Source organism: Bradyrhizobium sp. JR4.3, from assembly GCF_040547695.1.
Lineage (GTDB): Bacteria > Pseudomonadota > Alphaproteobacteria > Rhizobiales > Xanthobacteraceae > Bradyrhizobium > Bradyrhizobium canariense.
In genome coordinates this window covers 22492-36699 of record NZ_JBEPQF010000045.1, presented here as the reverse complement: position 1 = coordinate 36699, position 14208 = coordinate 22492, and the positions used below count along the sequence as shown (strand labels likewise).

9 protein-coding genes and 2 pseudogenes are annotated in these 14208 nt (G+C 58.1%); 3 read left to right on the top strand and 8 right to left on the bottom strand.

Going from position 1 to position 14208, the window contains the following annotated elements; all coding sequences use genetic code 11:
• Positions 1 to 634: 634 nt before the first annotated feature.
• The 4 genes and pseudogenes from ABIB91_RS37425 to ABIB91_RS37410 form a co-directional block, all read right to left on the bottom strand.
• Positions 635 to 907 carry a hypothetical protein gene (locus ABIB91_RS37425; protein ID WP_354172113.1) on the bottom strand — a complete coding sequence of 91 codons (273 nt, stop codon included), beginning with the start codon at positions 905 to 907 and terminating at the stop codon, positions 635 to 637.
• 639 nt (positions 908 to 1546) lie between these two features.
• Positions 1547 to 3037 (bottom strand): S10 family peptidase, encoded by a 1491-nt coding sequence (locus tag ABIB91_RS37420; protein ID WP_502917073.1) that lies wholly within the window; start codon positions 3035 to 3037, stop codon positions 1547 to 1549.
• A 1269-nt stretch (positions 3038 to 4306) separates the two neighbouring features.
• Positions 4307 to 5585 (bottom strand): annotated as a pseudogene (locus ABIB91_RS37415) (IS701 family transposase); the annotation flags it as partial.
• A 77-nt stretch (positions 5586 to 5662) separates the two neighbouring features.
• On the bottom strand, positions 5663 to 5800 hold the full coding sequence (locus ABIB91_RS37410) for an XRE family transcriptional regulator (protein WP_354172109.1): 138 nt from the start codon (positions 5798 to 5800) through the stop codon (positions 5663 to 5665).
• Positions 5801 to 5876: 76 nt separating this feature from the next.
• Here ABIB91_RS37410 and ABIB91_RS37405 point away from each other — a divergent pair, with 76 nt between their 5' ends.
• A complete protein-coding gene (locus tag ABIB91_RS37405) occupies positions 5877 to 6047 on the top strand; it encodes a hypothetical protein (RefSeq protein ID WP_354129393.1) in 171 nt (56 codons plus the stop codon).
• Positions 6048 to 6240: 193 nt separating this feature from the next.
• On the opposite strand, the gene ABIB91_RS37400 is transcribed toward ABIB91_RS37405, so the two are convergent.
• Positions 6241 to 6558, bottom strand: coding sequence for a hypothetical protein (locus ABIB91_RS37400; protein ID WP_354129394.1), 318 nt, complete (start codon positions 6556 to 6558; stop codon positions 6241 to 6243).
• 2010 nt (positions 6559 to 8568) lie between these two features.
• On the opposite strand from ABIB91_RS37400, the gene ABIB91_RS37395 reads away from it, so the two are divergent.
• Complete coding sequence (locus ABIB91_RS37395) at positions 8569 to 9207, top strand: cytochrome-c peroxidase (protein WP_354172106.1); 639 nt, start codon at positions 8569 to 8571, stop codon at positions 9205 to 9207.
• A gap of 913 nt (positions 9208 to 10120) precedes the next feature.
• On the opposite strand, the pseudogene ABIB91_RS41850 reads toward ABIB91_RS37395, so the two are convergent.
• The 3 genes and pseudogenes from ABIB91_RS41850 to ABIB91_RS37380 all read right to left on the bottom strand — a co-directional run.
• Positions 10121 to 10207, bottom strand: a pseudogene (locus ABIB91_RS41850) (hypothetical protein); the annotation flags it as partial.
• 890 nt (positions 10208 to 11097) lie between these two features.
• Positions 11098 to 11301, bottom strand: coding sequence for a 4Fe-4S binding protein (locus tag ABIB91_RS37385; protein ID WP_354172102.1), 204 nt, complete (start codon positions 11299 to 11301; stop codon positions 11098 to 11100).
• Positions 11302 to 11902: 601 nt separating this feature from the next.
• The gene (locus ABIB91_RS37380; RefSeq protein WP_354129398.1) at positions 11903 to 13117 is read right to left on the bottom strand and encodes an EAL domain-containing response regulator; all 1215 of its coding nucleotides are present in this window, start codon (positions 13115 to 13117) and stop codon (positions 11903 to 11905) included.
• A gap of 583 nt (positions 13118 to 13700) precedes the next feature.
• On the opposite strand from ABIB91_RS37380, the gene ABIB91_RS37375 reads away from it, so the two are divergent.
• A complete protein-coding gene (locus ABIB91_RS37375; protein WP_354172100.1) occupies positions 13701 to 14075 on the top strand; it encodes a hypothetical protein in 375 nt (124 codons plus the stop codon).
• The last annotated feature ends 133 nt before the right edge of the window (positions 14076 to 14208 follow it).

Genomic DNA, 14208 nt, shown 5'->3' with positions numbered 1-14208 from the left:
GCGGCCTTCTGGATCATGCGGCAGCGGTCGTTCACGATGTTGTAGTTCATCTCGGCTGAGCGCTTGCGAGCGCGGTGTGTGTGACGCTGTTGATTTATCGACGGGATCGCTGACCAAGGTGCGTCTCGGTGAAGTCATGCCTATTCTCCGGCGGGTGGTCATATCGGCTTCTTTACTCACTGCCTGCCATCAGGGGCGTGTCCCTCTGCATGTTGTTGCAAAGGGCTAACAGCCGCCTCCTGCGCAGGGGTTTGCAATGAGTGTGCCAGCGCTGGTTGAATACAAAAACCCACATCTGTAGAGCTAGATAGTTGGCAGGATGCGGATTGTTAGAAACCTGACCCTTTCAGACACCGAGAGGCGTACCCGCCAACGGCCTGTCCGAAACAAAACAATCAGTTGCGCTCTCCGGGAAATTGACGCCGCCGAAGATCGGTTAACCTGCTCCAGCCCGTCGACGAAGTGTTCGATCGAACGCTGCCTCCAATGCGAACCATCCGATACTTTCGCAAAGGCAACGATCAAGCAGAACGCAGAACGTGCAGTGGGCCGCGCAGCCGCGTGACGAAAGCACGGGCACAGCGCTCCGTCGCTCAAGTGAGGCGAGGATCGTGTCGCGGCTAAAGGTATGGCGTCAAGGTTCGCGACCGCTGGCCTGCGCCCGCCACGAACGATCTTGCCGCAGTGTTTGTAGCTGATCCCTGAATGTCGGAGAGGTCCAGTTTACCGAATGCGAGTGCTCGCTCAACTCGCAGACAGTTTCTTCGGCCTCGCCGAGGACCGCGACGTCGAACGCAGCGTTCAGGAACTCATCCGGATGAAAGGTCGGCTCGTAGCCGCAGGCGATCGTCGGGGGTTGTAGACCACGCTGATGAAGCAGCTGCATGACTTCTATTGCCCGAGCCATATTGGATTGCTAGCAGGAAATTCCAATTCAAAGCGGAAGCGGCACCCGGGCTATCGAATCTACGATCTCGTCACTCGTCAGACCGCCCAGCCAACCGTCGATGATTTGAATATTCGCCCCCTTGCTTTCTGAGAATACTGGCCAGGTAACCGAGCCCCAATTGTTGCTCGGCGGCACGGTGCGTGATCGGCGCTGGCGTAGCCAGAACTATCGGCGGAATACCGCGCAAGGTAGAACTGCCTCGCGCAACGCGAACCTCTCGGTATTCCGTGTACAGTTACGACTAGCTGTGAACGACACTCCAGAGGTGCTTCCCATTGACGCTCCGAAGATGCCAGTTGTGTAGAACTGCTCTCTGGAGAGATTCAGGTTGTACGTCAACAAGCTTGGCGCAATGCGGGGCAGATAGGAGCACTCAAGAAGCCGTTTTCCAGCACCGCGCAGAGTCGGGAAAGGCAAACCTCACCCGAGTCGGCAAGAATGATGCGGCACAAGTGAGAAGAAGTAGGTTCCCCTAACCCATAACCAAACCCGGGGGAACCATGAACTTACATGCCGAAGCCGGCGCCATGAGCAGCTTCATCTGTAACTATGCTCGCGCGAACACGAGCATGCTTGGGACCTAGTTCGCGGTGCGGGTTACTCCATAATCGCTTCGGCCTCTGCACGAAACGCGTAGCGCGAGCCATCTCGTGAATAGAACATGTGGCCGCCTGGAAAGACTACGAGTTTGACGCGCGGTGCTGAGGCAAATGGCGGCAATTGGTCGAGCACGATCTGTGATCCGAGATAAGGCGTGGCGAGGTCAAACAGGCCGTGCCCGACTAGCAATTTCATCTTCGGGTCCGTTGCGAGAATCTGGCGCAGCTCCGACAGCGACTCCGGAGGCCCGCGGCCGAAATCCCAAGCCCGCCTGACCGCGCCGTTGACTAGCTCATAGGAGCCGTCTGGCCGCCAGTTTAGCTTGCGCGTAAGGAGATCGACAGTGGCGCTGGTCAGAGGTGCGAGCAGCGTGTCGCTCGACGGATCGCCGGAAAGATGGAAATCGGAGTCCGGAAACGGATCGAGGCCACGCACTGAGGCGTCATATCTGCCGATTAACATGCCGTTCTTACGATCGAACTCACGGCGAAACTCGGCGAGGTCGAAGCGGCCCGCGAGCCTGCGACTCACCGCCTGATCGATGCCGGTCAGCGCCGCGACCTTGTCGGCCAGACGCGTGGTCGCTTCCCTGTCCGCCTGACCTTTGATGAGGTCGGTCAGAAACTCTCCGCGTGCATAAGCTTCCACGTCGGCGAGATCGGCTCGCTTTACCGGACCCTCGGCTTCACGCAGGGTCGCGACGTAGCTCGGCAGTGTTGCGATGTATTGCAGCAAGCCAGTGCGGGCAAATTGGCCGTAGTCGAAGAGCGGCGAGACCATTATCAGGCCCTTGACTCCTATGCCCTGCCGCATCTGCAACTGGTGCACAACCTTTGGCCCGCGAATGCCCCCATAGCTTTCACCCACGATGTATTTCGGCGACAACAGCCGGTCATGCTCTTCGAGCCAGCGACGGACCACCAGCGCGAGCGCGTTGACGTCGCCGTCAACTGAAAAGAGCCGCTTGCGCACATCATCGCCGGTTCCCACGAAACGGCTATAGCCTGTGCCTACGGGGTCGATAAACACCAAATCGGTGAAATCGAGCCAAGTCTCCGCGTTTGGCCTCACCTCCGGAAAAGTGGATGGCGTGACCTCGTCTGCATTGATCGGCAGCCGCCACGGTCCGGCGTTGCCGAGCTGCAGCCAGGCCGATGATGAGCCCGGTCCTCCGTTGAAGAAGAACGTTACCGGGCGCGTACCGCGATCGGTGCCGTCAAGCTGATAGGAGGTATAGACGATGTCGGCCTCCGGCTCGCCTTTCTCGTCGAACAGGCGGATGGAGCCGGCCGTCGCGATGAAAGAAAGCGTCCGCCCAGGGAGATCGAGCGTTTGCCTGGTGCTGGAGTCCGGCGGCAGGCGATGCTGCTCGGCGGCCGACGGCGTACTCGGCGCTTGGCCGGCGCGTTCGCCGGGGCCGCCGTTCTGGCCGGCTGGCGTCGTGGCATTGGCGCGCGGGGGCGGATTGTCTGCCTGCGCGCTCCCCATGATCCCGCTGGCAAAAAGGATCAACGCAACAGAGCTGCTGCGCAGTGCGGTCGACGACATAGAGGATCTCCTGTGCAGGGCTTGCATTGTTGGTGCCCGAAGCGTGTCTGTCAAAATCACCTAGTTACTAGCTCATGCGTGGGAACAACAAACCTACTAGAGTCAGCAGTTGCCACCGTCGGCGGGTGCAGATCATATGCCACCACCATCGCCAATCGCCCCGATTGGCGGCTTGACCGCTGGTCAGCTCAACGCGCTGGGCCTTCACGGCATGGCCAAGGCCTTCGTCGACATCGGAAGTCCCGCTCGATGTCGCGGGAACTGCTTCAGTTTTTGAGGGATCTCCGACAGCGATTTCGCAAAATTCTGGAAATACGTCTCGCGATGATGAATACTGGACAAAGTCGCGAAGTTCGGAGACCCGTGGAAGCTCCCGTCGATACACCGTTTATCCTCCGCCACACCAAAGCGCGGCGACCAGAGCGAAAATCGCGGCGCTAGTGACTGCTGACGTAGGCCTGCTCTGATTGTAGGTGATTCAACAGATCGGCCAGGTCGTCGGCGTCTTCCAGGGGAAGGCTATGGGGCGACGTCATTGATCAGCGCAGCAAAACCAGTGCGGATGTAGTAAACCGTCCAGCCATTCGTCTCGCATCGAATATCGTATCGTACAGTCATTCCTCATAAAGCCAGATCCAGGCTCGGGCTTCCGTCATCGGCAAACGCCTCAAGCGTTATCCAGCCATCGAGTTGTTGAAGTTCTTAAAAGGAAACGATGCTCCAGGCTTCGATATCGATGAACGCTCCGTGTTGTCGCGTTCAGCACTCTTCGGTTTGATACGTTCGTGGCAGTGACCCGACACCGAGACGCGGTTCTACGTTGGCGCTGTGCAAAACGCAACGTTTCGTCAACGGCTCGCACACCATCTCTTGTGGCACGCCGATTGCCCACCCATGTTCGCTTCAACAATATTGTCGCCCGATATGAGCTGCCAGTCTTCTCCGGCGTATTCAGCTTGGCTTGAGGCGTGGATAGCTACAATCCATGCGGCGTTGTTGGCTCAAAACTTAAGAATCCATGAGCACGCCGCCAGGTTCTTGAAGGTTCGCTATGAAACCGCGCTGGACCTAGTCTTACCGCGTCACAAAAGAAGACGCTTCGATTGCCGAATGGAACAGGGACAGCGTTAGAGGTTCCAGGCGATGGCAATGATCATTCGTCGCCGCATGGTCGCAACCGAGTTCGGGATGTGACGTTCGGGTCTTAGTGGCGGAGCCTCTGGGTTGGTAACCGTTCGAAACCGCAAGTTTCTTGAACGGCCTAGCGGAACGAGATCCCGAGGGGGAATCGTCTCCCTCACGGAGACCAGGAATCCGTAGGCCGCGATGCACAGCGTAGCGTGGTGGTGGAAGCCACGCCAACCTCGCCCTTCGAAATATCCGAGCCCGACCTCTTGTTTGAGATCCTGATAATCGCGCTCGATGCGCCATCGCAGCTTGGTTAGATCGACTAGCTTTCCGAAAGTGATCCTTTCCGGCAACGTTGAAAGTCAGTATTTGGTCGGCTAGTCCTCACCTTCTGGCCATTCGATCAAATGCCATTCTTCCGGTCGGCGTCCGGTGAGCTGGTAATCTCGATGCGCGACGCAAACGCGCGCGGGCGAAGCGCGACGATAGCCGCTCGGCCGCATCCTCTCGCCACTCGGTCGTGCGCCAGCCCCCTTAGGAAGGCAAACAGCAAGCTCCTTGACCGAAATCGGTGATGCTTGTGGTCGCGGCGGAGCAGCTTTGGTGGTCGCCCCTTACCCGACCATTTTTTTGGCGGCAGCGGCGCCGTGTCGGATGTCCACACCGTGGTGTTTGGCAAGATACCGGCCACATAGGTCAACCCCAACGCGCTGATGCTGGTCCGCAGGTCTGTTGCAGCCATATCCGGCATCCATCAGCACCACGCCGCGAGTAAGCCCGGCTCTGCAGGCTGCTTCGATTTGCTCAAGTGCGATCTCCTGGATAAAGCTGATCTCCTGGGGCACGCCCGCTTTGTGCCGACGTTTGTTATCTGCTGCCCAATCCTGCGGCAGATAGAGACGATACATCGCCGGCAGACTGGGTGGTGATTGGCAAGCGACAGGAACGCCGCGACTTGGCAGTTATCTTGCTCGCCGAGCTGCCCGCAATATTGACGCGCCACATCGACCGAATGCGCTCCCTTCTTGGGAAAACCGGTGTCATCGATGATCCACGCTTCGATCGGTCCACGGCGCTCCATCGCCGGCAGTACCATCTCGCCAACTTTGGCCAAAACGCCCTCGTCGGACCAAGGCGATTGGCCGACGAAGTGCAGCAGCGACTGATGCTGCGCCGACGTCCGATCAGGTGCTGTCACCGCTGCCATCGGCTCAACGCCTTTATGCTCCCCCGGCATGATTAAGCCGATGCGACAATCAAACAAGGGCCGGGCCCTTTCCGCATATCCGATCACGCTCACAAGTCCCCCGGCAAAAGCCGAAAATCGCCATTCACTGCCGCCTGATGTCCGGAGATCCATATCAGCCCCCGTTGCCGATGCCTGAATCTCAACCGCTAACTGATTCTCACAGGACAACGCCCGCGACCTTCGTAAGACTAGAACGCTGTCAGCATACGCAGCAGCTTTACCACAGAAACCGGCCTGAACTGCTCACGAAGCATCCTGGGCAGGTTGGGCTGCTTCACGCCCGACAGCCTCGCGGCTTCGGTCTGAGTGATCTCCCGCTCCGCCATCAACCGCTTCAGTTATAGGACGAGTGCTGCCTTGAGTTGGTACTCCCGGGCGTTCGCCAGGCCGAGATCAGCAAAAATGTTTCTGGAGCCCCGGCTGTGGGCCGGCAGCTTCTTCTTCGTGCTCAACATCGGGCTGCGTCTGTTCCTTGTCGATAGCTTCGGTGTCGCGCAGGCGCTGCCGAAGAGATGCCCCTTCTGCGAGACCAGTTCGTCCCTGATGCTGATCAGCGCCTTAAAGAGCTGCTGATCGGCTCGGGTGAAGGTTAATTTGAAAGCTCTACAGGGCCCGACTACCTTCGGAGTTTTAGCTTAACTTGTTGCGGGCGTGCTCGCCTTGGAGGACAGCACACAGGCCGGGGAGCACGTATTGTGTGCGGCTAAGAGTATGGACGGTAATTCGTGCGTCCGCGCGCCTGCGGAAATCAGCGTAAGACACGAGTTCACTTCCATAGAAGAGATTCTGGCCAATCTGTGAACTCCAATTCGAAGCTACGTAGGCCAGTGGGTTTGGTCGTGAATTTAAGGGTCTTCCCTGAAAGGGCTGCCAACGAGCCAGATGCGGATTTGAATACTGTCGTGCCGGAAGTAGCGACCGCAATGCCTTGCTCGCCTTCGATGATTGAGAAGCCGGCCGCCTCGTAGAGTTGTCCGATTGCAACTCCCTCCAGCGCGCGGTGAATTTCCAGGGAAGCCAAGTATGACCCTTTGTCAGCAGCCCACTCGCTGACCGACACCACTTTGATTCCCGCTTCGCTCAAGAGACCACCCGCGATCCAGCAGCCATATTGAACGCTGAGAATGACCCGCTCATTCGGAACTCCGACCGGCTCTCGATCGGCGGCAGTGATCGTGCACGCGTACCGCCTTGTGTCCGCAACCGCGCCCGTACTTGGCCCGAGCAACTCGAGAGCGGAACATAATATACAAGCGAGAACGGATCTTATCATTCGGCTGCACCTGGTTTGAAATATCGTCCGCCTGCTCTGTACAATCTGACGCTACGGCCGATTCAAGCTTCTTCAATCACTCTGTCGGGTGAAAGCTACTCACGGTAATCGCGGTGTCGCAGAAACGAGGCGATCGGTATCCCCCGGCGATGGCCGTTGAATGGGTACCCGAACGATTCCATTATCCGCGTTCACGGCGCGCAGCGAGCCAGCACGTCGGTGAACCGAGGCTATGGACCGACGCCTTTCAGCTCGGCGGCGGCCATCAGGGGCGCGACGGCCCGCGGCCGGAGCGCTACGTTCTTGATGCGGGCCCAGGCGTTCTGCGGGCGAATGCCATTTCCGCGCCATTGCCCCCCGCGGCACAGGTCCCGCAATTTTCTTCACAGTGTCAATGTGAAAGGAAACGTGGTCGCCAGGAGCTGGTCAAAGGCAGACTGCCGCTCAAGCAGACCCTCTTCGAGGATCTTACGCTCGAGATCAGTCAGCTCACATTGAAGCCTTCTGCGACAGCGCCAAATGTCATTCCGCACGTATCTAATCTCATTCAAGCGATCGTCAATCGAAGCCATCACCCATACCATATTTAGCCTGAACCAGCCATCGACAACTGGTCAATCACGTCGATCCCGGGAAGACGCCGATGACATCTCACGACCTGCCCATCTGCGGATATGATGTCACGATCTCCTCCCAGCATGTCCTCTTGTATCGCAGTCTTTCAACGCAAGGGCACGAAGTGACGGTTGCTTCTGCAGAAGTTCAGCGCCTTTTGCCATCAGCGCGCAGGACTTCAAAAGCTGCCACTCGCCCGCCAGCGGGCCGAACTGGTTTATCTTATTCCAACCGACACCCGGCCTGATCCGGTGTCAGGCCGGAGAATTAAGCTGGTGCCGAATGGGAGTATCTGACTAATCGGGCCGTCGCACCGTCAAGCTCTGGGTAACCGCGCCTTTCGGATTGAGAACGGCAATTGTCATGCCAGCGAACCTCAGGTGGGAGGCAAGGCCATGTTCAGGCTCGAGGTCGTCCTTACAAAGGGCGGGATGTCGCGGCGGTCGCGCCCCGAAGCGGCCCCGCATATGAGTCGGAGAGGCTTCAGTCGGCAGGGCTCGACGAAATCGTGAGCGATGCGCACCGCCTGGCGCCTCGGTCCAGTGTCTCGCCAAACCTGCGTAGACCTTATTACCGCCGTTCTCGCGTTCGGCGCGCAAGCAGCAGTTCGATCTCATCACAAGACTCTCTGTGCGATGATGTCTAGCCGGGACCGACGCTTGTCGCACCTGTAACACTGCATGTATTCATCAAGCCAAGACATCCGACGCTGTTTGTTCGCCCGGACTCGTTCTAAAAGTAAATCAGCAGCTTGCACGTCAGATACAACTGGCCTGGCGGTTGCTATGGTCCAGCCACACCGTCAGCGCTGAGCGCGACCGGCGGTGTAAGACGCATACGATCAACTTCGAGGGAGCGTAGTGGCCACCCAATCGCTTGATGGAGCACCGATGCAGGTACCGGACAGCTTACCCTTATGCGGCACACCCGTTGTTGTCAGATCGACCATCACGCCGAAGGCGAGGCGCTAGTCTGATCTACCAACACGAATGTCGTGATCTGGCTCAAAGCGAACTCGCGAATCAAATAAGGGCCAAACCTCCCTCCTGGGCGCACACCGGCCGCGAGCACCTCGAAATCCCACGTTTGATGCAGCCTCCCTTTCAGAGGATGCGGTGCATACTGCGCCGACTTGTTGAAAGAACGGAGGGTGGCCTCGTTGTCGACTGTTTCCGCGATAACAACCAAAGCTGATGAGGTGGGTTTATGAACAAATCGATCCGGAAGCTTCGGTTTGCGGCTGAAGCATCTGTTTTGGCGATTGGGCTGCTGATGTCGCCAGCAGCTAACGCTGACGATGATCTGATGAGAACCGCCAATCAGATCTTCCATCCGATCCCCTCAGTCATTCCTGCGGTAAAGGACAATTCAGTCACACATGGAAGGGTTTATCTTGGCAAGATGCTGTTCTTGGATCCGCGGCTATCGGCAAGCGAGATCATGAGCTGCAATACGTGCCGCAATCTCGGCACCGGCGGAGTCGATCCCGGTCCGACCTCAGCCGGTCACGTCTGGAAGGTCGGCTTACGTCGGGCGCCAACCGTCTACAACGCGGTGTTCAAGGTGACGCCATTCTGGCACGGCCGCGCCGCGGACCTGAAGGCGCAAGCCACCGGCCCTGTGCAGCCGAGTGCCGAAATGAGTGCGACTCCGAATCATGTGCTCGACAGCTTGAACGCAATGGCCAGCTATGTCGCCTTGGTCAAAAATGCCTTCCCGAACGAAGCGAGACCGGTCACCTTTGAAAACTATGCGAAGGCAATCGAGGCTAATGAAGCGGCCCTCATTTCACCTGCGGCCCCATTCGATCAGTATGTGGAGGGCAATACACATGCTCCGGATTGATCAGCAGAAATCAGGGTTGGCACTGTTTATAGAGAACGGATGCTCCGCTTGCCACAAGGGAATCAACGTCGGTGGACAGGCCTACTTCTCATTCGGCGTGATGAAAAAGCCTGACGCAAGCCTGCTTCCGGGCCGCTGATAAGGGTTGGTTCGCGGTCACCAAGGCAGTCGGTGACGAATATGTCTCCCGCGCAGCGCCCTTGCGGAACGTCGCGTGGCGAGCCCCTCGGGCCAAGTTTAGAGCGTGAAGCAAGCTGTTGCCCTGATGATTGAGATCCAGCTCTGCGCCAGGCTTAGCGACGAGGAAGAGAACGACATCGTAGCGTTTCTGTATTCCCTGACTGGGCGGGTACCTAAGATCAAGTATCCGACACCACCGACGCGTACGAACATGAGGCCAAAGCCTTCCATAGACAGATAGGATTTAACAGCACCGGCCTCATGCTTGGTGTAGCAGATGCCTTTCACGTACCCGGGGTCGCGCAAAGACGTCAAAATGAATCATCCCATGCCGTCTCTCATAGCCAGTCCTATAAAAAAGCGCCCGGCCTACTCGGGGGGCCGGGCGAAAGTCACGCAGGAGCGACGCTGCTTTACGCATCGCACCAGCTTTCGTCGGTAGGGAGGACTACCGGCGATCGATTTACGGCAAGGGCATTCGCCGTCAAACAACGAGAAGCGGATATCGCCTCCGCGCAAATCTGGAGCCGCTTGCCGTCGCGCAGCAGCATTTGGCTTCCCCAAAACACCAGAAACGCTCGATTATCTTCCCGAAGATCGCGCCAAGGCGCCAATCTCCTATGACATTCCGTAAGGGAGGTAAAATAGATTGTTGTGATGGGACGCATCCACGCGCTGGATAATGAATAGTAGAGCTGTGGTTAGCGTCGAGCGTTAATGACTTCGATCGGCAGACGAGCGCGGGACGCACCTCCTCCCACTTTCGAGTTTTCAGCCCGCAGCCGGGATTGATCCAGAGCTGCCGATCAGACACTCGCTGCGGCACCAACACCATAAGCTACTGCAGGCTCCGCCTGTGAATGGGTTCGCGGTCGATACCCCGTTCGGGTAACCGGATGAGCTCCGCGGCCGGAACGAGCCTGGGCCGCTTTCGATATCTGTGTGATCGCGACGGGCCTGGTTTTTCCGTCAGCAGCTTCTCAAACCCGCCCGTCAGGAAGTTGCGATCATCCTCGGCCGGCGTCCGTTTGGTCACACCGCCATGAGGCTCCTTAGGAATTGCCAATGCCGGATTACTCTAGAACCGCAGGGATGATCAGGTCGGACAGCTTGGTATTCGGCTGGCCCCGCGACGAGCCATGAGCTCGATCGCCTCGGTGCCGTTGGCCAAGATGATCTCCTCGGTGCGGTAGGTATTCACGTGCTGAGCGACTTTGGCGCGCGCCGTCGATGCGTCCGCCACCGCTTGGCAAGTGGAGCCTGGACGCGGGCAATATGCAGGAATAGCTGCTGACCTCGGGCTGCATTCTGAGTTGCGAAACTGGAGTAAGCAGCCAGAGCGCGGGCGGCGGGGTCGGACTATGACCCTACACTCCAGGCACTCGTGCACGGTGACCACCGGTAAGCGGAGGTCGAGCTTCTCGTACCGCTTCAGGATCTCCGGAACGATCTCATCGCGCGAGGAGGCCGGCTCTTCGGCTCCGAAGTGACCAGTTCTAGATATTCTGCAAGCGATCTTGATACATTCGACGCCCGTCCACCTCGCCTCGGCTCGTCAGCCAGCGAGGACAAGCCTCAACGCGGCCACTGGAGCATCGAAGCGGCCTTGTCCTTATTCGAGATAAATTTGAGGTGTCTTCCGACAGAGCCCCTTCGAGCTCGACCTCGACTACTTCGTTCGCGACATCGATGAAGCCTTACACGGGCTGCTTATGCTGTCTTAGACGGGACACAGGTGTCAGGCACCGGACAGACGGCCGCGCATTGCGGCGTGTCGGAATGGCCCTCGCACTCCGTACACTTTTTGGCATCGACAACGTAAATGTCGCGCTTTAGGCTGATTGCCGCGTTGGGACATTCGAACTCACATGCACCACAAATGGTGCATTGCGAAGCGACGATCTTGTAAGCCATGCCTTCCGACTCCTTAGGCGAGCGATGCCATTGGCGATGCCTTCAAATGCCGTGCCAAACACACAGGCTCAATGGCGGGCAATTTGCGCATTGTGCTGTCCCGGGGCTGAGACCATGTTGCATCTCCTACAGCAACAGGCCGCTTCAATTCAAGCTGTGAGAGCCCTCGGCAGTACTCCGAGAGCAAGTCGCGACTCGACCGTCGCGAGCTTCCGTCGGTTTGTCCGGCACGGCAGCGCGGGGCCACGCGACGCTCGATGATACCGAAACCGGCGGCGCGACTAGAAGCCGCGAGCCAGGCACGTCTAGCCGGATCTCGGCAAACCTCCGGTCACACGCCCTGACTGGAGATTTTGTACAAGCCTCGCTCATGGCTGCAACTTTGCTTCCGCGGATTGACTCGCTGGAGGCTTGCCAAAACGGATTTGTGCTACAATAAGCTTCGGTGTCGCTTCGGAGGGAAATGATGCCCGCCAGGAGGAGCGACACTGGCCTTGCAAACTGACCGGTAATTGCAGTCAGCCTGGCGCCGGGTAAGCAGGGCGGTGTGGGCGAGCGCTGCTAGGCTTTGCTTGACTGTGCTCAGCCACTCCTCACGCCTCTAGTTTGGAAGAAGTGGAGGAGTGCTGAAAGATGACTGTGCAAATTGCTTCAGCGGCATGGCTTTTCCGAACAGATGGCCCTGCGCAAGGTCGAAGCCGAGTTCGGTCACAGCGATCAGGTCGGCATGGCTCTCCACACCTTCGGCGACGGTGCGCGCACTGTATTCTTTGGCTAGATCGACGATCTGGCGGCACACCGTTCGCTTCAGGGGCCCATTTCCGCAACCGGAGACGTACTGCCGGTCCACTTTCAATTTCCTGAACGGGAATCTCTCCACCCCCATCAGCTGCGGCCAATTGGCGCCGACATTGTCGATTGCAAGGCCAATGTTGTAAAAGCGAACCTCACGCGCGACCTCGATCAGGAGATCTAGATTCCGGATGGCTTCCTCGCTCTCGATTTCAATCGTCAAACCGCCGAAAGCGGGGTGCGACGGCATGCGCTGACACAGATCGCGTACCGCCTGCGGGTTCATCAGGAATACTGCCGGGAGATTGATGGAGAGATCGATTGAAGTTTTCTGCTCCAAAAGATAGCGCCAATCCTTGATTGCGCGGTCGATCACGAACTCCGACAATTCCCTAAAATGCGGATCGTGAGGCTCTGGGATGAAATAGGCCGGCGGAACAACGCCCCAGGTCGGGTGCCGCATTCGCACAAGCGCCTCGGCGCCGCGGCGGCTGAGGGTACACGCGTCAAACTTCGGCTCATACCAGAGCTCAAGCCATCCAGCGTGTAAGGCTTCTCCGACATGGACCGCGGGACGGGGCGCCGGCTCTCTGGGCAAGAGCATGGCGACCCGATCGCGCAGCGTCTCGGCCGCAAACGGCGTCCTCAGCGGCGGCAGCATAGCAAGTCCATATTCGCTCCCGACCTGCTGCACTGCCGTCATGATGATCGATTCGCGGGCGCCGAATGCCAGCACTCTGCCTGCAAATTTTTCGCGTACGAGTATCTCGAGCAATCTTCCAGGCTCGATGCGATCGGAGCCAATGCCGAGCAGGATCAGATCAGGGAGCTCCGTGCAGAGTACGTGCGGCAGCTCGTCAGCAGTGCTGCATTCGCTGATCACAAATCCTATATCCTCCAGCACATCTCGTAGAAAGGCGCGCAGATGCTGCTTGCCGACGGCCACGCAGGCTCGCGGCCGCACCTTACGCTGCCCGAAGATTACAGGTTTTCGTCCGACCAATTCGGCCTGCCCATGCTCCATCGCAACCACTCCCGTTCCGTGACGACCCTTTAAACGAGGAGCGATGGTCCAAACAAGCTGCGCTTGTCGTTAGCTTTCGATTCTTCGAGGTAAGCTTAAGATAATGCACGGCAGTGCAAAATCTTTCGCGATGTTGTTCTGAACGATTTTGTCTGGCGCACGCGCATGATACCTCTTGGCGCAACGTTGTCGAGTGACGCACGCGAGTGTGGGGAATCTCATCTTCGGACTGATGCGCCCTCTGGCGCGGCGATCATCATGGTGCACGATATACTGCATGAAGTAGCTCGTGAATGACGGTCGGAAACCACTCTTACGAATGTTTGATCGGCATGGCCGGCTTGCCCACGCGCCGATGTGCCGTCTGGTCCATTTATTTTCCGATCGAAGAAAGTCCATCATGAGTTCGCAGCCGGTCAAGCCGCGGTCGATTTTGAGAACGGCAGCATCTTGCACTTACCTCACCTCTGTTGCTTATAGCGGTGCGGAGGTTCTATTCACTACCGAGCTTGATAGTTGCTCTCAGTTGAGTTTTCTGCATCCTTTTGACGATGGATTCCCTCAAAAGGGATTGATGTGACGGTTGGTCGTGTTGGCGCTGAGCGCAAGGCCCGCCCACGGGGGCACGGCTTCGCGCAGAGGCACGCCAGGAGATGAGGACGCCATCGCAGAAGCGGTCGAAAAGCTACTTTCCGAATTAGGTGGCCCCGGACGAGAGTTCAGCCTTGAAGGCGCGAAGCAGGCGGCTCTCCGCCTTATTCAGGATCCCGAACCGGTGCATTTTTGTCATCGAGCAACCCTCAACAGTGATCCGGTAGAGGATTCGGTAATTGGCAATGGGTCGTGCGCCGCGTCCAATACGTTCGTGCAGGTCGCCCCTGCGCAGGACTTGATGCGGGCGATCGTTTCGTCGTTCGGCGCCAATACGACGACGTCGCTGCAGATCGATTTTCCGTAGGCATACCCCCCGCCTATCGTAACCGTCTAGGGGCCTTAGCAGAATAGCGAGGACCCGATTGAGGTGTGCGTGGCGTGGCCACCTAGTATTGTGCCGCTCAGCCCCTTGTTGGCTTCTCGTCGTTTGCGTTCAC